This is a genomic window from Paraglaciecola algarum, assembly GCF_021532655.1.
Lineage (GTDB): Bacteria > Pseudomonadota > Gammaproteobacteria > Enterobacterales > Alteromonadaceae > Paraglaciecola > Paraglaciecola algarum.
The window spans coordinates 388,553-409,755 of record NZ_JAKGAS010000001.1 but is presented as its reverse complement, the minus strand read 5'-3'; the positions used below and the strand labels follow the sequence as shown (position 1 = coordinate 409,755).

At 39.3% G+C, this 21,203-nt stretch carries 17 protein-coding genes; 3 read left to right on the top strand and 14 right to left on the bottom strand.

All coding sequences use genetic code 11. From position 1 onward, the window contains the following. Positions 1-77 precede the first annotated feature (77 nt). The 3 genes from L0668_RS01760 to L0668_RS01750 form a co-directional block, all read right to left on the bottom strand. A complete protein-coding gene (locus tag L0668_RS01760) occupies positions 78-1,445 on the bottom strand; it encodes a DUF1552 domain-containing protein (RefSeq protein WP_235310337.1) in 1,368 nt (455 codons plus the stop codon). A 1-nt stretch (position 1,446) separates the two neighbouring features. After that, positions 1,447-4,806, bottom strand: a complete 3,360-nt coding sequence (locus L0668_RS01755; RefSeq protein ID WP_235310336.1) for a DUF1592 domain-containing protein — start codon at positions 4,804-4,806, stop codon at positions 1,447-1,449. Positions 4,807-5,010: 204 nt separating this feature from the next. After that, complete coding sequence (locus L0668_RS01750; RefSeq protein WP_235310335.1) at positions 5,011-5,736, bottom strand: LytR/AlgR family response regulator transcription factor; 726 nt, start codon at positions 5,734-5,736, stop codon at positions 5,011-5,013. A gap of 411 nt (positions 5,737-6,147) precedes the next feature. On the opposite strand from L0668_RS01750, the gene L0668_RS01745 reads away from it, so the two are divergent. Further along, positions 6,148-7,686, top strand: coding sequence for a LamG domain-containing protein (locus tag L0668_RS01745; protein ID WP_235310334.1), 1,539 nt, complete (start codon positions 6,148-6,150; stop codon positions 7,684-7,686). 50 nt (positions 7,687-7,736) lie between these two features. Here L0668_RS01745 and L0668_RS01740 read toward each other — a convergent pair whose 3' ends face one another. From L0668_RS01740 to cysS, 8 genes are all read right to left on the bottom strand, one after another. Beyond that, complete coding sequence (locus L0668_RS01740) at positions 7,737-7,985, bottom strand: DUF3297 family protein (RefSeq protein ID WP_235310333.1); 249 nt, start codon at positions 7,983-7,985, stop codon at positions 7,737-7,739. Between the two features lie 116 nt (positions 7,986-8,101). Continuing rightward, positions 8,102-8,539 carry a nucleoside deaminase gene (locus L0668_RS01735; RefSeq protein WP_235310332.1) on the bottom strand — a complete coding sequence of 146 codons (438 nt, stop codon included), beginning with the start codon at positions 8,537-8,539 and terminating at the stop codon, positions 8,102-8,104. A gap of 71 nt (positions 8,540-8,610) precedes the next feature. Continuing rightward, positions 8,611-9,774: a zinc-binding metallopeptidase family protein gene (locus L0668_RS01730; protein ID WP_235310331.1), complete on the bottom strand. Its 1,164-nt coding sequence runs from the start codon at positions 9,772-9,774 to the stop codon at positions 8,611-8,613. 118 nt (positions 9,775-9,892) lie between these two features. Continuing rightward, positions 9,893-10,990 (bottom strand): mechanosensitive ion channel family protein, encoded by a 1,098-nt coding sequence (locus L0668_RS01725; RefSeq protein WP_235310330.1) that lies wholly within the window; start codon positions 10,988-10,990, stop codon positions 9,893-9,895. Between the two features lie 114 nt (positions 10,991-11,104). After that, positions 11,105-11,743, bottom strand: coding sequence for a DUF1294 domain-containing protein (locus L0668_RS01720; protein WP_235310329.1), 639 nt, complete (start codon positions 11,741-11,743; stop codon positions 11,105-11,107). Positions 11,744-11,964: 221 nt separating this feature from the next. Continuing rightward, a complete protein-coding gene (locus L0668_RS01715; protein WP_235310328.1) occupies positions 11,965-12,216 on the bottom strand; it encodes a hypothetical protein in 252 nt (83 codons plus the stop codon). Between the two features lie 496 nt (positions 12,217-12,712). Next, complete coding sequence (locus tag L0668_RS01710; protein WP_235310327.1) at positions 12,713-12,988, bottom strand: hypothetical protein; 276 nt, start codon at positions 12,986-12,988, stop codon at positions 12,713-12,715. A 613-nt stretch (positions 12,989-13,601) separates the two neighbouring features. Beyond that, a complete protein-coding gene (gene cysS, locus L0668_RS01705; protein WP_235310326.1) occupies positions 13,602-14,984 on the bottom strand; it encodes a cysteine--tRNA ligase in 1,383 nt (460 codons plus the stop codon). Between the two features lie 183 nt (positions 14,985-15,167). On the opposite strand from cysS, the gene L0668_RS01700 reads away from it, so the two are divergent. Beyond that, a complete protein-coding gene (locus L0668_RS01700; protein ID WP_235310325.1) occupies positions 15,168-15,662 on the top strand; it encodes a peptidylprolyl isomerase in 495 nt (164 codons plus the stop codon). 78 nt (positions 15,663-15,740) lie between these two features. Then, positions 15,741-16,466: a UDP-2,3-diacylglucosamine diphosphatase gene (gene lpxH / locus L0668_RS01695; RefSeq protein ID WP_235310682.1), complete on the top strand. Its 726-nt coding sequence runs from the start codon at positions 15,741-15,743 to the stop codon at positions 16,464-16,466. Here lpxH and L0668_RS01690 read toward each other — a convergent pair. The 3 genes from L0668_RS01690 to L0668_RS01680 form a co-directional block, all read right to left on the bottom strand. Continuing rightward, complete coding sequence (locus L0668_RS01690; protein ID WP_235310324.1) at positions 16,463-17,182, bottom strand: hypothetical protein; 720 nt, start codon at positions 17,180-17,182, stop codon at positions 16,463-16,465. The two genes, lpxH and L0668_RS01690, sit on opposite strands and share 4 nt — an antisense overlap. A 4-nt stretch (positions 17,183-17,186) precedes the next feature. Beyond that, entirely contained in the window at positions 17,187-18,875 is a 1,689-nt protein-coding gene (locus L0668_RS01685) for an Aq_1262 family (lipo)protein (protein WP_235310323.1), read from the bottom strand. Positions 18,876-19,004: 129 nt separating this feature from the next. Further along, the gene (locus L0668_RS01680; RefSeq protein ID WP_235310322.1) at positions 19,005-20,945 is read right to left on the bottom strand and encodes an alkaline phosphatase PhoX; all 1,941 of its coding nucleotides are present in this window, start codon (positions 20,943-20,945) and stop codon (positions 19,005-19,007) included. Between the last annotated feature and the right edge of the window lie 258 nt (positions 20,946-21,203).

Here is a 21,203-nt window from a genome sequence, read left to right as displayed (position 1 = left end):
CAATTGTTTATTGTCAAACATTTTAAATACGCCTGTTTACACTAAGCTAATATTTCTTCTAAGGCTAATATTAGTCTTTAAGCTAAGATATGTGACAAGGTTCCAGTACTATCTGAAAATGAATCTACGGGCGTGCCTAACTGCTGTAATAGGGTTAACAATAAATTACTCATAGGAATACTTTCGGCAAAGTGATGGTGCGCGCCATGGGATAGCCCCAAATTACGACCACCAGCCACAATCAAAGGATAATTTCTGGGGTTGTGCACTGTGCTAGTAGTTGAGCCGTACAAGACTATTGTGTTGTCTAACAAAGAGCCTTCGGCGTATGGGTCAGCTGTTTCGGCCATTTGTTTTAAAAATCCGGCAAAACGTTCAGTAAGATAAGCGTCATAGGTTCCCCAATTTTCATACCCCCCCTCTTTATTAAAACCGTGAGACATATCATGATGATTAGGCAAGCCTATAGCTTCTGGAAAACGATTGGCCAGTCCCCCTGGAGACTCTTTTACTTTTTGATAAGCCACAGTGCGAGTACTGTCAGTTAAAAAGGCGGTATGGATCAATTGATACATGCTATCAATAAATTGGGTAGGCCCATCTTGGATTGGATCAACATCTAAAATAAATTGCTTTTCATCCACGTGTGGCTTAGGTACATCCAGCCATTCTTCAGCTTTTTCTACTCTAGTTTCTAAGGAGCGAACCGCAGATACATACTGTTCTAATTTTGATTTATCGTCATTTGAAATAGCGTGATTCAAACGTTTAAGATCAGGCAAAATGGCATCTAAAATAGAACGGTCTCGACCAAAAGCTTGTCTAATCGATTCTTTATCACCACTTGGTACACCAAATAATTCATTAAACACCTCTCTTGGCGAACCGATAGAAGGAATTGGCTGACCACTACCTGCATATGACATAGTATTGGGACGACGAAAATCTCCCAATCCACCTTCAGAGCCCATAGTGATATAGGGATAACGAGTTTGCGAGCCTGCATACATAGCATGCAGTTGGTCCGCAGATATTGAATTACCTGCAGGTGTTAAAGGATCGGCCCCACTCAAAAAATAGCCCCCTGTCGAATGAGCAAATATGTCTCTTGTACGGGGATGCGACAAACCAGATAAAAAGCTAAGCTGCTGTTTAAACGGCTCCAGTGCAATATTCGATTTTGAAAAGCTATAGTCTTTTCCGTACTCATGGGGAAACCATTGCCAATCTTTATGTGCAACATGATCTTTTGGCGGTAAAGACACGCCCATACCAAAAAACAAACAACATAATCGTTTAACTTGCCCCTTTTCAGCCAGCCCAATGCCATTAGAACTGGCATTCACTGCACTTGTGGCTATCGATGGCAAAGCCGGTAACAAAAGAGACGAAGTCGCAGATTTCAAAAATGTACGTCGATTAAAATTAACCACTTTGTTAGACATCTTAATGCACCTCTTTGTTAACGTATTGCGCTCTATTGGTAAAACCATCACTTTGCACGATTGCCTTAGTCAGTTCAGATAACTTGTATCCAGACGACCTAAAAGCAGAATAAATCAATTCAGACTCTTGTTCGTCTAAAATATCCAATTCTCTACCTAACGCATAAACCATCATATGATGCACGATTGCTTGCATAAGCTGAGTTTGACGATTCGTTTTCAAGTATTCAGAAAATTCAGCTAAAGACTTAACTTGGCTACCGTCAGGCAACACAGAACTGGCATCAACTGGCACTGTATTAATTAAGTTTAGCTCGTATTGAGTATCAATCAGTGTCAGTTCATACTTTTTCTTCTTGGCTCTTCTTTGCTTCTTTTCTAATTCAATTTTTTCATAAGCATTCACTTTTGTACGCCACATACCCGTTGCATCATAATTTTCCATTAATAAGCCCCAAGGGTCGATTTTTTCGTGACAGCCAGAGCAACCACTTAAGTCACGATGTTGTTCGATTTTTTGTTTTAATGACAAACCTGCCAACTCTGGATTATTGGTATCTAATTCGGGGACAGAAGGCGGTGGCGGAGGTGGTGGATCATTCAATAACCGTTCCAACATCCATACTCCCCTTTTAATCGGATGAGAATCTTCACCATCTGAATTCATAGCTAACACACTTGCCTGGGTTAATAAGCCCATTCGATTAGTAGAGGCCCCAGTGTGCACCCGTTTAATGTCGCCACTGAACACATTTGGCACTTGATATAGTCTAGCCAATTGTTGATTAATCATCATATATTCGGAAAAATACAACTCTCTAGCATCTCGTTTTTGCTGGAAATTATCTTGAAAGGTCAACACACTCTCTGCAGACATCAACTGAGCTAAATCCAAGCCAAATTCCGGATAGTGTTGTTTTGAAATTCTGATGTCCTTAAGCTTTGCCAATTGTAACCATTGCTTGGCAAAAACCTGAGTAAAACGTTGAGCTTTAGGATCAACTAACATGCGGTCAACCTGCGCCGCTAATATTGCAGGATCGGATAGCTCGTTATCTTCAGCTAATTTCCTAAGGGTTTTATCCGGCATAGATGACCACAGGTAATAAGATAATCTTGAGGCTAAATATTGATTACCATAAGCTTGTGGGTCTAAATTTGCCATTTGCTCATTCTGGCTATATCCAATATACAAGAACGACGGTGAAATAAGTGCTGCGGCTATGGTTTCACGCACCGCATCTGGAAATGACTGGCCACTTTGACTAAGCTTTTCAAACAGATCCAAATACACCTTATATTCAGACTCAGCTATATGTTCACGTCTAAAAACTTCAGGTAAAAACTCAGACAAGATTTTTTTCAACCTGCGTTTTTTTAGTTCTAGGCTGGCATTGGCGCCTGGGTATTGAATAATAAACGGGCTATCTTGTTCACTTTTAACAGGGATAACTTCAGCTTCTAAAGCATCTAATCGTAATGTAGGCACGCCACTTTCCTGCCAAGCAGCTAAACCTTTGACTTGTTGTTTTTCTGCCTGAATAGTTTGATCAATTAATACTTTATTAAATTTGTCAGCTGAAGGTAATGTCAGATCAGACTGACCATAAATTGAAGCCGCAAATATGCCCTTTTCATGACGAGCTACATTTGACAGCACCAATAATATCCAGCGGTTATCCTTGTCCCAATGTCCTCTGGCCATCTTAGGCTCAATTATGTCTTCTAACCTAAAACGAAATTCAACTTCCTGAGGCTTATCCAGCGGGGCGGTAATATCATATTCACCTACATTTTTAACTCGCAAACTTTGGGCATTTTGCCAGCCGGCTTCTAGTCTTAATCTTGGAATACTATTATCACCTTCTTGCCCTGCTTCTCTGGCAGCGTGGACTTTCACTACCACTTCACCTTCAGTTTGGTAAGTTTGCAATAACATAAACTGTTCGTGTAAACGAGCAAAGCCCCTCCCCTCACCAGCGCTCGATTCACCTTGAGGAACATCGCCATAAGGTAACGGACCATATGGGCGATCACGGTAAATGGGCCTTTGAGTTTGCCGTGATAACTTGATGGCTTGTAATTGTTCTTCCGACAAAGGCTGTGCCGCTCGTTGATAAGATAATGTATGACTTTCACTGCGAGCAAAGTGATAGACATCTTCCATTTCAACAAAATATTTGTCGGTTTTGTTGCTAGGTAAACCAAACTGCACATACCTTTGTACCGCTTGGCGAGCAATACCGTGATAAGCCTTTAAATCAGACATAGACACCATAAGTAATTCTGCATCATTGTCATAACCATGTTCTGATTTAGGATCACTAGGCAGCACACTGACAAAGTCCGCATCGACTTTAAACAAATCTTGATAAGTATTATTTAACTCCCGCTTATTCAAACGCCTAAGTGGCGCATTAGCCATATCGGCCCGTCTAGCATGAGCATGTTCTTCTAACGCAGTATGTATCCAGTCAATAGCCAACATACGTTGACGATCTGACGGCTGTTTAGCATCTTCGGGCGGCATATTGTGAGAGCCCAAAGCCCCTAACACTCTTTGCCAAACATGCTGGCTATTAAACGTTAAAAATGCCGGATCGATTTGATCTAATCTAAGATTAGCTTCTTGTTTACCCTCGCCATGACAGCGCAAACAATAGCTTTCAATAAATTTCCCCACATCAGAGTCAAAGTGGCCTAAAGTCGCCTCAGAAATATAGGTATTCTCAGATTTATTATTTTCAGATATCGTCTTGTTAGACGCATTATTTTTTGGCAAATGGTTGGTTAAAATAGGCACCAATATTTGCGGAGAATGCTCAGCTAAATATTTTGGACCATGCACCATTGCCCCACCATCGTGAGCAGCAAAACTCATTAAACCAATTGCTGTAATTAAACACAGTCGGTAAGTATTTTCGACTATTTTAGTCAGGTGTTTTTGTGCAAAGACATACAACACAAATGCCACACATGACAACACCGCCACAGACATACCAAACATTCTGTGTCGTTCAACTAAAGCTCCCTGATGGCCTTCATTGGCAGCTAATAACAGTCCTAAAACAACTGTGACGACTGAGGTTAAAGCCGAGAAAAATAATAAAGGCCCAACTAAACGTTTTAAATAGGCAATAGGTTTGATTAGGGCTAATAATTCAAATACCCCCACTAATACCAAACAGGTAACTGGGAAATGCAACGCTAAGGGATGGAAGCGCCCAAAAAAGCGGCTCAGTCCTTGACCTTCAACTCCTTGCAAAGGGTAGACTTGCGCAACAATAAAAATACTCAATATACCCACAATCGCAAAAAAGCAGGTTAGTAAAATTGAATATGGACGTAGTTTATCAAACAAAAGATTGATCCCTTTAAAAACCAGCCACCAACCAATCGATTCAAAGTAGCAGGCCAATTAAATTTATATATAAAAAAATATATTTAAACCCAAGTGTGAATCTAGCAAAATTCAAATGGTTTGTTAACGATTTGTACAATAATTTACATTAAGTTTGCAACTAGCATTTTGGTAACCAGCTTACGTTTTTTAATTTATAACAATTCAACCTTTGAAATGAGGCAGTGCCAACAAATATTTTTTTCCTACTCTCAGAATTTTGTGGTTATACAGCCTAGCTTCTAATTTTGTACGACAAATACTATGTATTTCAGATAATCTAACCATATGAGATCTATGTATGCGGATAAACTTATCTGGAGTTAATAACGCCTCCATCTCTTTCATCGTTTTACGAAATAAGTAATTTTCACAGCTAGTTTGGATTTCTAAATAATTGCCATTGGCTATAACACACACAATATCGTCTTCTTCAATAACCACTTTAGCTGTGCCTTTATCGACCAAAAATGTTTGCTTAGGTTTAACTACTATATTTTTAAATTGACTTATTTCTATTTGATACTGTTTGAGTTTTTGTTCGGCATTCACTTTATAAATATAGTAAGAGCAAGTGACTAGAGTTAAAACCGACGCAATAATGTATCGAGGAAAATAAATATAGAAAGTAGTAATTGCACTGTAGCCGCTCACCCATAGTTCAATGACAATACGATAAACCCCAGCTAACGAAACACACACAAGCAATAAACTTAGCGCAGATACTTGTCCGTTTCGGCAAGACACATTTTGCTTGGCAGCACTTAGCAACAAGGGCGAAACCGCAATCCATACTAACCAATCTTTCAAAACACATTGAAAGGCTTGCCACAAAGACTGGTAATGATTGTTATTGGTCAGCAAAATATAGCTGTAACAATAAAATGTCATAAAGCCCAGAAAAATAAGCCAACAGGATATTAACCGAGTGAAGTAGGTTTTGTGCCACGCGTTCAACTCAAGAAAAAAGAAATCTTTAGATAAAAATTTGTCTGCAAGCATCATATCAGCACCATTTGTATTCTAATTATATGCGGTAAAGAGAAAGTCAATTTTCGGGGTATTTGCACCAACCCATTTATCCATTTTAGCCCAGGAGCTCATCAATAAAAACAGCAAGTCATATACAATTTTATAGCCATTAACTATTTTCATCCCTCACACAGTCCTTTTGTCACTATTTTAAGGTGCTTTTGAAAAATATATTTACTATGACAAAACCGTTAAAAATACGACTTAGCAAACTTATGTTAGATCTAAAAAGCACAATATTTAAACAATGACATCAAGGTTTTATCAAACATGAAAATAACAACATCACTCTTACCCACACTAATATTAACCACTATTTGCTCAAGTGTGTTAGCTGAGCCCCCTCGCCCTCCTTTAGGCAAAAAGTGGATATTAAATGAAACCTTCTCTGATGAATTTAACGGTACCGAGTTAGACAAGTCCAAATGGTTTGATTATCACCCAAGCTGGGCTGGCCGAGAACCAGGTATTTTCATGCCATCACAAATATCAGTACAAGACGGCTTAATGCGTATCAAAGGAGAAAAGCTAAAACAAGATAAAGTGATCACAAGTGCAGATATTGTGACCCAAGAAGGCACCGAACGTACTTACAGTATTGCTGGCGGTGCGGTTATTTCTAAAACAGAAACGGCCTATTTTGGTTACTACGAAAGTCGATTTAAAGCGGCCAAAACCACTATGTCTACCACGTTTTGGCTTGCTACCCGAAACTGGGACTTCCCAGGCCCAAAACCCTGCAATGACAGATATGGATTAGAGCTAGACATTCAAGAGTCTATCGGTCGTGGAGGAGATTTCAACGGTAAAGTATTCGCTAAAGGTATGCACGCCAATGGCCACTTTTGGTATGCCGACTGTGATGGAAAAATGCAAGACTTACGCTCACCTAAAGTCACGTTTAAATCTGATAACTTAGCATCTGATAGTTTTAACACTTACGGTGGTTGGTGGCATAACGAAAGTTCAGCCAGTTTTTATTACAACAATAGTGCTCCCAAATTTATGCGCTTTTATTCTGAGGTGAAAGATAAGCCATTTGATCAACCTATGGGTGTGAATCTAGTGTCTGAAACTTATCCATTTCCTTGGGTAGAGCTGCCGAATGATCAAGAGTTGGCCGATCCTGCAAAAAATGTCGCCTATTATGATTGGGTACGTGCCTATCTTTTAGTTGATGCCAAACATGAGCAAACTGACAAAAATATTTCACGCTCAAATCCACTTATCTATACAGAATCAATCACAATTAATCCTACATCTGTTGCACTGATTGATAATAAAAACATTGAATTTCTAATGGAGTACAAAACCAATCAAGCTCGCCTTCTGCAGATTGAGTTGAGAAATGCTCAAGGACAGGTAATTGCCAAAAGCGACATAACGGTACAACCGGGTTATGCCTTTTTACCCTATCAATTGGCCTCTAGGACAAAGTTATCTGAGCACGAGCAATACTCTATATACACAAGTATCAAACCTTTAACATCCAACAAAAATTCCGATGTATTATTTTCTCAATGGGTTAACTTGGCAAACTTTAATACGATTAACGACCTAGAAACAAAACTCAATAACCTGACAAACATTGAATTAACTGACGACCACAGCTTAATTATTCCTATGGAGCAAGGCGTATTCCACTACAGTATTTTCAATCAAGGTAAAAAATTAAATCTAACACAGCAGATGCAAGGCATTACTTACAATAACAGCTTAGATGTTAAAGGCTTAGCAAAAGGAAGCTACTTTTTACAGCTAGATGGGGAATGGGTAGCAAAATTTGAAAAGACGACTTTAGCTAAATAACATCAAGATCTGAGGCATGGGTGGGCTATGCCTCAGTGATTATAAGCAGGCTATTTATAAAACGCTTCAACCTTGCCTTTTAGTTTAATCAAGATCGGCTGGCCTCGGCGATCAAGGGCCTTAGGAGACGGCACTTTTAACCAACCTTCACTAATGCAATATTCTTCGACATTAGTTAACTCTTTGCCATTAAGTTTAATACCAATCTCGTGTTCAAAAATTTCTTCTACAAAATATTTACTACGAGAATCACCAGAAAGACGATCGGGTAAATCTGGGCGTGTGTTTGTATCTGTCATTGAATTTGGACCTGCCATAATTGGAGCTTTATTTAAAAAAGTGCGCCATTGTAGTCAATAGCGGGTTAACGCTCAATAGCTGTATGGCTCATATCCCAGCAAAATCAAACTGCGGTTTATTCACCAATATCTTCATTCCATAATTCAGGGTTAGTTTGAATAAAAGACTGCATGAGTTGATAACATTCAGGATCATCGACGACGTCAAGCTGAACACCACGAGATTTCACATACTCTTCAGGGCCACAAAATGTTTTATTCTCACCAATGACTACTTTAGGGATGCCGTAAAGTAGTACAGTGCCACTACACATATCACAGGGCGACAAAGTAGAATACAAAGTCGCACGTTTATAGTCCGCAGCCTTTATTCGCCCAGTATTTTCCAAACAATCCATTTCGGCATGTAACACAGTACTGCCTTTTTGCACTCGCTGATTATGCCCTCGCCCTAATATCTCACCATCAATGACCAACACTGAACCAATAGGAATACCGCCTGCCGCTAATCCTTTTTTGGCTTCATCGATTGCCGCTTGTAAAAATTTATCCATAATTTGTTCCTCTTTCAATGAAACCCTTGCCACATCTTCTTCTTCAACTCACTTCTTCTTCAACTCATATCTTATTCTTCAACTAATGCTGGCATTCGATCTAACTTGTCATGAATAGCATGATGAATAAATGATAATTTTGTACGTACCTTTTGGGTTAATACAAATGGATACGCATCATTCATTCCCATGCTGCGATTTAAAGAATTAAGAATAATAGAGAAGTCCATCCAAGCGTCTAAAATACTGGTGATCGAAGTTTGTGCAGAAAAAAAGTAAGCCCCTTGGGGCAAGGTTAACTCTTTTACTTCTCCATTGTCAGTTGCTTCCCCTGAAGTCGAACCTGTGATGGAAAAGTTTTTGGCGGTCTCTAATGTATCCATAATATGCATATAATGGGCCCATGTTTCAGCCCAATCTTCGTATGGATGCATAGTGGCATATTCACTAATGTATGCGTCTCGCCAATTTTCTGAGTTATCTTTTTTATAATGTTTATCCAGAGCTTCTTGATAGTCGAGTTCGTCATCACCAAAATAGGTTTTACACAAACGGTGCTTTTCTGACGAACACGCGATTAATTTGTCAAAATAATAATGCCCAAGCTCATGACGAAAGTGTCCAAGCAAAGTTCGATAACTTTCCCTCATCGCTTGTTTCGTGTGGGAGCGTGCTACGTCATCCGCCTCTGCTATATTAATCGTAATATGGCCACAGTCATGGCCAGTAAATACCGCATCCTGACCTTTTAATTTGCTCACAAAATGATCGTTTACATCCCGATCAGCAGTGAAATCAAAACTTAATCCGCCCTCAGCATTTTGACGAATATTTTGCAAAGGCAAAGACAATGCTTTTAATGTATACAGGGCTCTACGTTTAGCCTCTTCCATTTTTTTCCACAAAGGAATATGTTCAGCAATGCTTAAATCTGGAACCGTCTCATTAAATCGACAAGCAAAACATAATACCTCGTCTTTCCCCTCAATTGGCACAAACGTATTTAAATTAACCATACCATTACACACTTTATAATCGGCATGATTATCACATTTTTGATAGCGAGTTTTAGGTTGCTCAGCTTTAAAATACTGATTACTTTTTTGATCGAATTCGTAAGGTTCAACTTGGTTGAAATTGTCGTCTAACCCAACAACTCTGTTACAGGCTAAACAATGACTACTTTCAAAAAATAAAATTTGACGATCTTTACAACTACATTTAAATGTTTTCACTATTCATTACCCACAGGCTAATTTGTAGCGCAGAATACAAGCTTTACTGACCACGTACAAACCATTTTAAGTTGTTCGGCGAGTATTTATTTAGCATGAACAAAAAAGTAATTATCGCTTAGTTATGGGGTTTGTTTAAATCAATGGGAGTATCGAGTTGGCTGGTATTCGTCTCAATATTTGTTAATACTTCGGCTTGTTCAATACTTTTTAAATCTGACCGTTTATTTTTTACTTGTTCTTTCACTTGAACTTTTTCATCGCCAGAGGCATCTTTTAGCTGGATTTCTAAATCTTTGATGTCATCTGATAATTCCTGTTTTGCACCCTCCGTTTGTGCTGCTTGTTCCGCTTTATCGAAAATAATCTCCTCAGCAACCACAGTGACCTTATTTGTTTTTACTTTTGAAGAGGTGGGGATCATCTTTTCATCTTCCGCGACACGGCGTTGACTCATGAAAGTCGGTGACATAATTTCAATATCCTGACCGTGCAATTCATCTAAAATCGCTCGGAATAAATTTGAACGAGCCGTAATCAAGCCTTTAACTTCGTTCAATACACCTGACACTCGATAAGTAATAGAGTAGTTGCCTAACTCTAAAATATTAACAAAAGGATCCTCAAGTCCACTTTCTCCAGCGGCTTTGATGAGTATAGTTTCTACCTCAGAATGATGTACGTCGTAACCCAATGACAAGCTTGCCGATACAATTGCGCCAGAACTTCGAACAGTAGAAACTGGGTTATTTACTAAATAGGTATTTGGGATAGCAATCAGTTCTCGGCTTTCATTTTGTATCTCAGTTTCAAATAACCCTCGCTCAGACACTCTCCCAAAAAACTCACCAACCTTAACAAAGTCGCCTGTTCTAAAAGGCTTGGTAATTCTTAATAAAACTCCGGCCATTAAATTAGCAATAATACTGGTAGATGAAAATGCAATCATCCCTGACAGTAAAATACCGATTAAACCAATGATTTGATTACGAAAACTAGCCTCAATTGGCAATACAATAACCACAGCCAAAATACAGATAATAGTCAAAAATAATAATATAAGTTGACGGGAAAACTTACCTTCATTGCCCAGCTCTGGTCGTGTACTAATGAGATACCAATGACTCATAGCCAGTAGCCCAATAGAGATAACTAGCACAATCAAAGTAGGTATGAACACCAATAGAAGTGCAGTAAAATCATCCCAAAATTGCATATTTAATACTCACTCGTTGTCTAAATTTTTGGTTAATATGGACGGATTAAAACAATAAAGGGGCTCAGCTCATTTTGCATCAACATAACTAAACACCTTATAATTTGAAACCAACTAAGAATACCAATCCGTCAATGGAACAATAACCTTATTCAAAAAGTTTACACCATTGTCTGTGTACAACCAAAAGACGCCCGCAACATTCAACATCACTGTCACCCAATAAATACGCTTAAATTCTTTTTTACTCGACTTATGGCGCAATTTAGCTTGTGCTAAGCGGGCTCCTAGCCAACCTCCGATTAAAGAAAGTAAGTGTAAGGTACTTTCTTTCGTTCGCCATCCTCCCCTTTGGGCTGCCGATTTATCCCATGCATACACAATGAAAGTAATTAAGCTCATCACCACATACCAACCAAGAATGATGACAGGTAAATTACCACTCCATACAGAAAATATTAGCCCTACACAAAATACAAAAATAAAAAAATTAGTGATACTAAGTTTACTTTTCACTTTTTTTGAGGAGCTTGATTGTTTTACATCACGTGAATATTCAATGTTTTGAGCTTTAAAACCTCGGTTATTTTCTTTAACCAATTCATAAACAATAATCTCACCATTAACCGGACGGCGGGAGCCAGACTTAAAGGCCTTAATATGCACAAACGCTCTCGTTCCACCACCATTTGGCTCAACAAAACCAAAGCCTTTTTCATCATTCCAATTAAAAATCTTTCCTTGATACCGCATATGTCACCAATTACCTTTTATTTGGAAGTTTTGTTCTTGCTTTGAGTGAACTATAAAACCTTTAGTTTTACTATTCTAGCTCTGATATTCGCAAAAATTTATAAAAAAGAAACGTTAGAAAGATAGGAAATTAACTCAGTTAATTTATGTAAAAATGGTATAAATGATGCATATTCTCAATATCCATGTGGAGTGGATCATATCGATATGAGTTAATAGAACTAATCTATAGTTTGGTTTACAGGAGTTGTACTGACACTTTGAAAAATAATATAGATATTATAAATAGTCAGGCCCAAACAGATAACGGCAATCAACGCTGTAGAGAGGAATAAAACAATCATATAGTCATAAGTAAAATATGCAAAAACAGCACAAATCACACCAATAAAAAACTCAATAAAAGAGCTTTCAATAAAGGTTTTTACATTAGTACTAATGGGACGAGCGTAATGATTAACTTTAACAGACATAATTAACTCCCTAGTAAATGAAATTACTTTTTTGAAGAAGTTCAATGTATGAACTTCAACTTTTTCCGTTTACTTTTCCGTTTGACTTACCGTACTTTATTACATGATACTTTTACATAACATGGGGTGGTTTATATCACATTTCCAATCAAATTGCTGGATTATCGAACAATGCCAGCAGCATTCATTATGTTCACCATAAAGATATGCCCATGTCACTGATGTCTATTCTTCTTCAAATTACTAGAATACACATCCGTGATGATATGCACCCAGTCTTGCCGTCCATGGCAAACCGTTCAACTGGGCGAAGCTATGCTTCTAAAGAAACCAGTTTCACCCAGAATAGGTATTTTAGGGAAAGTTTCAGTCGCTAAAAAATCAAAAGCATGGCGTTGCCACTAAGAGAAGAACGATATAAATGACACTAATTTAACCTTTAAAACATGAGTTCTTTGGCGAAGCCCTGCGAGTGGTTTTCTGTTTTGAGCTTTTCTTATGTTTTTTGCTCACTTACAAAGCGCTCTTTGGTTATTCTGGAGTTTTCCTCCATAGATATAAGTATGGCTAGAATACCAGAAATTGAAATTAATATGATTGGTGTAACTAAAGCTGCAACAATGCCTACTTGGGTTGCCATACCTTCTCTCACTGTTTGAATAATAATGACTATTAAGACAACACCAAAAGAGAGATAGCCGCTTAGAGCAATGAGCTTCGAAAAAAACAGCAACCAACGAAAATTACTTGAATTTATATTTTTATAAAACACTATTTAAGACTCCTTCCTTGTGAACAATTGGTAAAGCATAACATCTTAGTATTTTAACGTCGTGTCATTCAATGACGATTAAATACCTTGTTGGACGGTGGGGGTTTTCTCTTGTCCGTAAAATTATTAGCATTGATGCTATCGGAATTTGTATCTTTTAGGAAGGTTTAGAGGGATAACTTTTATCACTAGTTTTGAGGTATTTTGTTTCATTAATATTGATTCTTCCTTGTTTAATTTATAAAAGTCGGCGAAGCCGATGCTTTTGATTTTATCGCGAATCCAAGTTCGCCGAGCAACGCTGGCAAATAGAGGGCAAATTACAAGGATGTAATTTGAGCAATGCCTGTAGGGAACAGATCATTGCGGCCTCTATTTGACAAGTCGCGCAGGTCTTGGAACTTGGTTGGAGCAAGAGACGTTTTGGTTACTTTTGAGTCTTTTTAAAAGTAACTGGTGTGGCAAGGATGCCATATCAAAAACGTCATGGATGACGGTGAACGGAGTGAATGCTTTAGCTTTGTGAGCTTCGCGATTGCACTGTCGCGAAGCGATGCTCTGTGAGCATAGCGAATAAGTGAACGTAGTGAATTAAAGGGCCTAGCCCTTTTAACTAGCCACGTCGCCATGTGGTTTCACCACCATTGTCTTCTAACACTATGTTTAAAGCATTAAGTGCATCACGTGCCTCATCGGCTGCTGCCCAATCTTTGGCAGCTCTAGCATTTTTACGAGCTAATATTAGCGCTTCGATTTCAGCCACGTCATCTTCGCCACCTGCCTTAGCACCTGCTTGCAAAAAGTCACTTGGATTTTGTTGCAATATACCCAATATGTCAGCTAGGTTAACCATCACGCCGGCTAAGTCTGCTTTTTGTTGGCCATCAGCTTTATTCACTTCTTTAGCTAGTTCAAACAACACAGCAAAGGCTTCAGGGGTGTTAAAGTCATCATCCATGGCTTGGTTAAAACGTGCTTGATATCCACTTAAGCTCATATCTACCGTTTTGTTTGGCTCTACATTTCTAAGCGCGGTATACAAACGTTCTAACGAAGCACGGGCTTGTTGAATAAAGCTGTCCGAATAGCTGAGTTGGCTACGGTATTGGGCAGACATTAAAAAGAAACGCACGGTTTCTGCGTCATACAAATCCAGCACATCACGCAAAGTAAAAAAGTTACCAAGAGATTTAGACATCTTTTCTTGGTTTACCTGCACCATACCTGTGTGCATCCAATAATTCACATAAGGTGTATCGAATGCACAGCAAGACTGGGCTACTTCGTTTTCATGGTGTGGGAAGATCAAATCCGAGCCACCGCCATGAATATCAAAATGTTCGCCTAAGTGTTTATGGTTCATTGCTGAACATTCAATGTGCCAACCAGGTCGGCCATTTCCCCAAGGTGACTGCCAAAACGGTTCGCCTGGTTTGACCGACTTCCATAACACAAAGTCCATGGGATCTCGTTTTTCACCTGCCACATCTACGCGAGCACCTGCGTTAAGTTGCTCTAGGTCTTGACGGCCTAACTTGCCATAATCTTCAAAGGTTTTAACTTCAAACAGCACATCGCCACTTTCGGCCTGATAAGCATAACCTTTGTCTACTAAACGTTGGATTACATTAATAATCTCCGGAATATGAGTGGTCACTCTTGGTTCAATATCTGGCTCTATTAAACCTATAGCAGCAAAATCTTCATGCATTTGGGCAATAGTTTGTTCAGTGACTTGTTCAGGCGAAATGCCCCGCTCATTGGCCCTGGCGATAATTTTGTCATCTACGTCGGTAATGTTACGTACGTAGTTCACTTCTAATCCACGGGAGCGCATGTAACGCACCATTAAATCAAAACTTAAATAGGTACGGGCATGTCCAACATGACATAAGTCGTAAACGGTAATACCACACACATATATCCCCACCTTACCGGGCTGTAACGGTGTAAACTGCTCTTTTTGGCGAGTTAAGGTGTTGTAAATATGTAGCATTTATTAGAGATCCTATCGGTTAGAAGTTGTGAGTCAGTATTTTAAAGGCGGAATTCTACCACCGAGATATGCTTTAAAACAGTGCTCAAGGTGAGTCAATTCCACTAAAAGCTTTAAAAATGGCTGATGTTTAGGCTAGAATGCGCCCTCCATGTAGTACTTTGCAAACTGAGGACATTCTCAATGGTTAAAATCCATACAAATTACGGTGTGATCACACTGGCACTTTTTGCCGATAAAGCACCTATCACAGTAGCTAACTTTTTAGATTATGTGAAAGAAGGTTTTTACGACAATACTATTTTTCACCGTGTCATTGATGGCTTCATGATCCAAGGCGGTGGATTTGAACCAGGAATGGAACAAAAAGATACTAAAGCGACCATTCAAAACGAAGCAAACAATGGTGTAGCTAACAATATTGGTACTGTTGCTATGGCGCGTACTAACGAACCACACTCTGCTACGGCACAGTTTTTTATTAATGTTGGTGATAATGCCTTCTTAAATTTCCGCAGCGAAACGTCTGACGGTTGGGGTTATTGTGTATTTGCTGAAGTGTCTGAAGGCATGGACGTAGTTGAAAAAATTAAAGCGGTTAAAACCGGTAATTCTGGTTATCACCAAGATGTACCTGTAGATGATGTGGTGATCCAAAAAGCTGAGATAATCGACTAATTCATCGGTTACATATCATTAGCGCCTAACATGTTAGGCGCTTAATTTACGTCCCAAATAAAACTCACCCAATCCATGTTGCCATTTACTTACTTTATTTCTGATTTACATTTATCTGCTCAAAGAGATGACATAAACCAATGTTTATTTAAGTTTCTTGCTGAGCAAGCACCACAAGCAGAAGCTTTATACGTACTGGGTGATTTATTTGAAATGTGGATCGGTGATGATGATTTAAGTGATTTTAATTTAAGTATTGCCGCAGCATTTAAAAAGTTAAGTGATAGTGGCATTCCAGTTTACTTTATACACGGAAATCGTGATTTTTTAATTCGAGATAAGTTCGCCAAATTATCTGGTATGACATTATTACCAGAGCAAGCTGTCGTCGACTTATATGGCACCCCTACCCTAATTATGCATGGTGATGAGCTATGTACTAAAGACGTGGTGTATCAAAAATTTCGTAAAAAAGCCCGTGGTTGGTGGTGGCCTAGGTTAATGTTAAGTTTACCTTTATTTATGCGCCGAAAAATCGCAGAAAAAGGCCGAAAAACCAGTCAAAAAAATCACACTAAGTTAACCGCTGAGATCATGGACGTGACACCAGAAGACGTAGTGCTAAGTATGCAGAATCACAATGTGAAGAGGCTGATCCATGGTCATACCCACAGGCCAGCTATTCACGATTTAAGCGTGAATGAACAACCAGCACAACGCATAGTATTAGGTGATTGGTACGATCAAGGTAGTATTCTAAAAGTATCTGCAGACGGTATTGATTTGCAGTCATTAGGTTTTTAAATTTCAATTTGTCGAAAAGACAACTTTTGAAATGTTTGACTCATAAACAAAGCGATTACTACACCTGACGTCATTAAAGTTTGCCACCAAGTTAGCTGCAATCCTAAAGTATAATTAAACAAGGCCAGCAACCCAAAATAGCCTACAACTGTGTATTGTAACCAAAACGCAAACCAACGAGAGCTTACCTTGTGTTTCACCACTTTTTTAACTCGTAATGCACAACTCAAACTGACAATTGCCAGTGTGGATACAAATATTCCCACCACAATAAATGATAACCATACAAACAACTCTGGCCATCCAATAACTTGGGCCGATTTAGCTGGGCCTGACCATAAAGCATCCCAACTCACGGCTAAAATCAGCCCTAAGGTCACCAGTATCTGCCTGTCATGGTCGTCGTTTTGGCTGCCGTCTTTTGATCTAATAAAATCAGCTAACTCGCCTTTTAAATAAAAGAAAATAAAAGCAAAAGCGATTAACCCCACTATAGGTTCAATATTGGGTTGAAGCTGCAAACTAAAATAGGTCAACAAATAACCCAACATAGGAAAGACAGTATGAGTAACTGACACTCCTACTATCCATATCAAAGCAGTACGAATACCGGCTAATTGATTTGCTCTAGCAAAAGTGGCTATAGCAACGTCTGAACCAATGCCTAACCCCATAAGTAAACTAGCCAAAACAAAATCAAATAGCGCAAATTCCATAAACTTAATCCACCTTAACTTGTGATGACGTCAAACCTTTATTCCAATCCAAACGCATATCCCATTTGTATCTATGCTCAGGAGCTAGCGGTGATTGGCTTTCATCTACTTGCTGTAAAACATTAGTTGCAGCCGTAATATTAGCGTCACGGCCAAATATAAAGCTTTGCTCGCGCACGATAGACAAATAGGCTTTGTTTAACTTAATGGCTCTTTGTGCAGATGGCGTAATTAGCTGGTAAACCGATTGTGCCTGGGTCACCTTTTTTGAATTAACTGAACCGTCTTGGTTAAACCAGCGTTGTAACATTTCTTTGTTTTGACGAAACTCATCGCCCCCCCCCACACGTTGAAAATAAGTCAAAATTTCGCCCTGCTCTTCACCAACATTTGGCGCATCTTGTTGCTTGGCTAAATTGATATACCCCCAACCTCTGGCTCCTTCAACTTTGCGAGGAAAAGAAAAAGTTTGATCCAGCGTAGAGCCAATGGTTTTATGACAGCCCGCACAAAATGCTAACTCTTGAGAGTTTTGATGGCGTAAATCGCCTTTGGCGTCTTCGATATAGGCGTTTAACGTCCAGCCCATATTACTGTTAACACCTTTGTCACCAAGTAAGTGAACTTGGGGTAGGTTTTCAAAATGTTTTTCTTTAGCTTCTAAATAATATTCTGAGGCTAATTCAGCCTTATCTTTAAAGCTGTGTTTTTTCATATAACGCACTTCTTTCATACGCTGGGCGTTATAAATAGTACCGTCATCATTTACACCTATGTATCTAACGGTGTGTAAAAACTCAGTATTTTCTGGATAAAGTAAATGACTTAAGGCTATGTTTTTGGCATCACCTAAATAATGAGAGCGCAAACGAATGTTTTCCACCTTAGTTGTTAGTTCTCCGTCACCGTTAACATCTTCACCCAGCGCCTGTTCAGATAAAGGTATTGTGGAAATACTTTGAGTCTCTTTCATGGTCATTTCCACTAAGGCTAAATTAGCGAAATACACGTCCGTTGAAAATTGTCCGTCTATCTCTCTAAACGCCTTAGGTAAACGGATCATGGCATCACCCGTTGAGCCATTGGTTGGCCAAAAGGTACTTGGGAAAGGTTTGTAATTAAAGGCCACCCAATGACTGCCGTCTGTGGCCAATCCTTTGTCATCAAAGGCTAAACTGGGTTTAGCTAAGTTTTTGATTGGGGTCACTTCACCTTGCCAGTTAGGATCTTGACTAAACTTGTTTACAAATTCTGAGTAATTATCTTGGGATATCCAGTCTTTAATTTCTTCATCTGAAATCCCTTCAATTAACTTAGTTCTATCCACAAAAAGGTTTTTCCAATGATTGGTTGTACCTAAATCAGAAAATTGGTATTCACCCTGTAAATCAGCATCATTCATAGTGTTAGGGCGATTGGGACTGTCTTTATAAGTTTGATGACAGGCGTAACAGGGATTATTGTTGCCCTGGGTTTTGGTATAACACTGAGGCGGGATAACAGACTCAGCATTGTAAACTTCGTTGTGTTCAATATAGGCTGTCGCTGGAATAGCGTCGCCCTCAGAATATGGTGTGTGAACTGTCTGTTCCAGTGTTTGGCCAGTTTCAGCTACTTGATTTTGTTGTTCAGAACAGGCAACAAAAATAAAAACTAGTGCAAAAATTATTGTTTTTTTAGTTAAAAGGTACATATTTTTATCATTTTTTAAAGTGGTAAAAGCGGGACAAACGTCCCGCTGTTTTTAGTTTTTTCTCTTTAAAGCTTCTTATAAAAGTTTTATCAAAAATCCTTTTTAAAGAACCTTTAACTTACTCCAAGATTAAAGAGATTTTGGATCGTACATCCATAAGGTATTATTCTCTTGGAAACCGTCTTCACCAATAATAATACGACCATCGCGCATAACGATGACGTTGTCTGGTTGAGACAGTTGCTCAACATCGCAGCGTTCAGCGCCAGTTAAACTTGAACGATAGGTACCACCCATAACCACAGGCTCGATACGAGCTAGGTCATAGTTTTCTTCAAGCTTAGCGCGGTAAACTCCACCACAGTCTTTAACCCGAGCTGATAATTGAATATCACCTTCATCATCAGTCAAAGTGTTATCTAGATCAGCAATACCCATGTAAATATAGGCAGCTTTAACGTCTTCACCTTCGATTGATTCAACTCCACCAACGGCCTCTAGAGCACGATCATGATTGATGCTAATACCTTCAAGTTTTCGCCACTCAGCAGTAGCGCCTTTCATCTTAGCTGCTTGACGAGATTCTAAGAAAGCCGCTCTGTCATCCATTGGTTGACCAGCCGTTACCGCACTACCGCCATCGGCTACAGATGGATAGTTAGCATCGCCGTTAGCCCAAGCTTGAACATCTGCCAAACTCATGTAGCTAGTTAGACCGTCTACATAATCAGAAGTATCAATCCCGTCATATTCAGCAATCCAAGCTTCAATAGTGGCATTGTTACCTGAAGCCAACTCAACCCAAGTCACATCAAAACCTGTGGTGGCAGGCTCAGTACTGCCTGCATCTTGGGTTAATTTAGCGCCGTAAATAGTACCCGAGCTTAAATCTTCAGCTGCGTCAGCTACAAATTTAAACAACACCCCACCCGTATCATCTTGTGATGAATAAACTGTACGACGATCTGGCATAACCGTTGAGTTTTCATGCTCGTAACGACCAAGAGTAAAGTGTTTAACCGGCACAGGAGCAGCGGATGTAGCATCTGTAATTTCAACTGTATACCCGTATCTGTAAGGATTTGGGAAATCTGGAGCTGTCAGTTTTTCTAGATTATCAGTGCTAGTATTTGCAGGATCATTCCAACTGGCATTAGTAGTTGAGTTCACTGTTGAGTTAACAATCCACTCTTCAGAACTAAGAGGTGTACCCCAAGGAGATACTGAGCCGAAACAGTTAGCCGCAGTACCGCCAACACTGTCAAAGTTAACCATCATAGCTTCAGATACAGACCAGCTACCAAATTCGTCTTTTTCGACTTTCATGCGACTTACACCACCTGGGTATGCTTCCCAGTTAGTGAATAAATACCCTTCACCCTCACCTGTTGATACATAACCATTAAAATCTGGCGCGTTGTTTTCGATAATTTTTTCACCGGAAATAATGCCATAATGCACACCTAAACCACCGGCTAAACCAGCGTCACCTAGCTCAGCAAAGGTATCATTAGTCTGGCCAATGATTTGATACTCACCTAAAGCAGAAACCACCACTTGGCGCTCTTCTTGAGTCTCTGGTACTGGAGAGTTAACAATCGTTTTTGGCAAATTGTTAAAGTTAACACCACGTAACACACCAACCGTACCTTTATTGAAAGGTTTGTTGTTTACGCTTTCAGTTAAAGAGTTAGCGTCTGATGGGTGTTGTACGTTAAAGAATAAATCACCTTCATCTGTCAAAAATGCACCTGTTACTTCTGCACCAGTTGGCACAGTAGCTAAACGAGTTAGAACAGGAGCTGATTGGCCATCTTGACCATTCATACCGTTTGCGCCGTCAGCGCCAGCTTGACCATCTGCGCCGTTAACGCCATCTGCGCCGTTAGCACCATCTGTGCCGTTAGCGCCATCAGAACCGTCTGCACCAGCCGGTCCTTGTTCACCAGCTGGACCTTGCGCTCCTGCAGAACCTGTAGCTCCATCATCGCCTTCACAAGCCGATAATCCAATTACTAACGACAATGCGATAGCTGATAACTTAAATGTTTCCATTACTCTTTTTGACATGGTTTTTCCAATTTTTTATGTGTTTGAGAATTTTGATACCTTTTAGCAAACAGTCTTCTAATACAGGCAAATAGAAGAAGTACTGAAAGTGGCCAATATAGTGAATAGTTTCGTTGACAGTTTAGTGATAAAAAGGTGACAGTAATTTGAAACTAATTGGTCAGATTAATGACAGAAATATGACGTATAGCAAAAAGCGTGTCTCGTTAATGAGGCACGCTTTTTTTTACCCTAAGGGATGAGATGTAAATGGGCCCG

Bases quoted from the DNA above. Each gene is read 5' to 3' on its own strand.
- L0668_RS01760 (WP_235310337.1), bottom strand. From the start codon at position 1,445: ATGTCTAACAAAGTGGTTAATTTTAATCGACGTACATTTTTGAAATCT.
- L0668_RS01750 (WP_235310335.1), bottom strand. From the start codon at position 5,736: ATGACATTTTATTGTTACAGCTATATTTTGCTGACCAATAACAATCAT.
- L0668_RS01745 (WP_235310334.1), top strand. From the start codon at position 6,148: ATGAAAATAACAACATCACTCTTACCCACACTAATATTAACCACTATT.
- L0668_RS01740 (WP_235310333.1), bottom strand. From the start codon at position 7,985: ATGACAGATACAAACACACGCCCAGATTTACCCGATCGTCTTTCTGGT.
- L0668_RS01735 (WP_235310332.1), bottom strand. From the start codon at position 8,539: ATGGATAAATTTTTACAAGCGGCAATCGATGAAGCCAAAAAAGGATTA.
- L0668_RS01725 (WP_235310330.1), bottom strand. From the start codon at position 10,990: ATGCAATTTTGGGATGATTTTACTGCACTTCTATTGGTGTTCATACCT.
- L0668_RS01720 (WP_235310329.1), bottom strand. From the start codon at position 11,743: ATGCGGTATCAAGGAAAGATTTTTAATTGGAATGATGAAAAAGGCTTT.
- L0668_RS01715 (WP_235310328.1), bottom strand. From the start codon at position 12,216: ATGTCTGTTAAAGTTAATCATTACGCTCGTCCCATTAGTACTAATGTA.
- cysS (WP_235310326.1), bottom strand. From the start codon at position 14,984: ATGCTACATATTTACAACACCTTAACTCGCCAAAAAGAGCAGTTTACA.
- L0668_RS01700 (WP_235310325.1), top strand. From the start codon at position 15,168: ATGGTTAAAATCCATACAAATTACGGTGTGATCACACTGGCACTTTTT.
- L0668_RS01690 (WP_235310324.1), bottom strand. From the start codon at position 17,182: ATGGAATTTGCGCTATTTGATTTTGTTTTGGCTAGTTTACTTATGGGG.
- L0668_RS01685 (WP_235310323.1), bottom strand. From the start codon at position 18,875: ATGTACCTTTTAACTAAAAAAACAATAATTTTTGCACTAGTTTTTATT.
- L0668_RS01680 (WP_235310322.1), bottom strand. From the start codon at position 20,945: ATGTCAAAAAGAGTAATGGAAACATTTAAGTTATCAGCTATCGCATTG.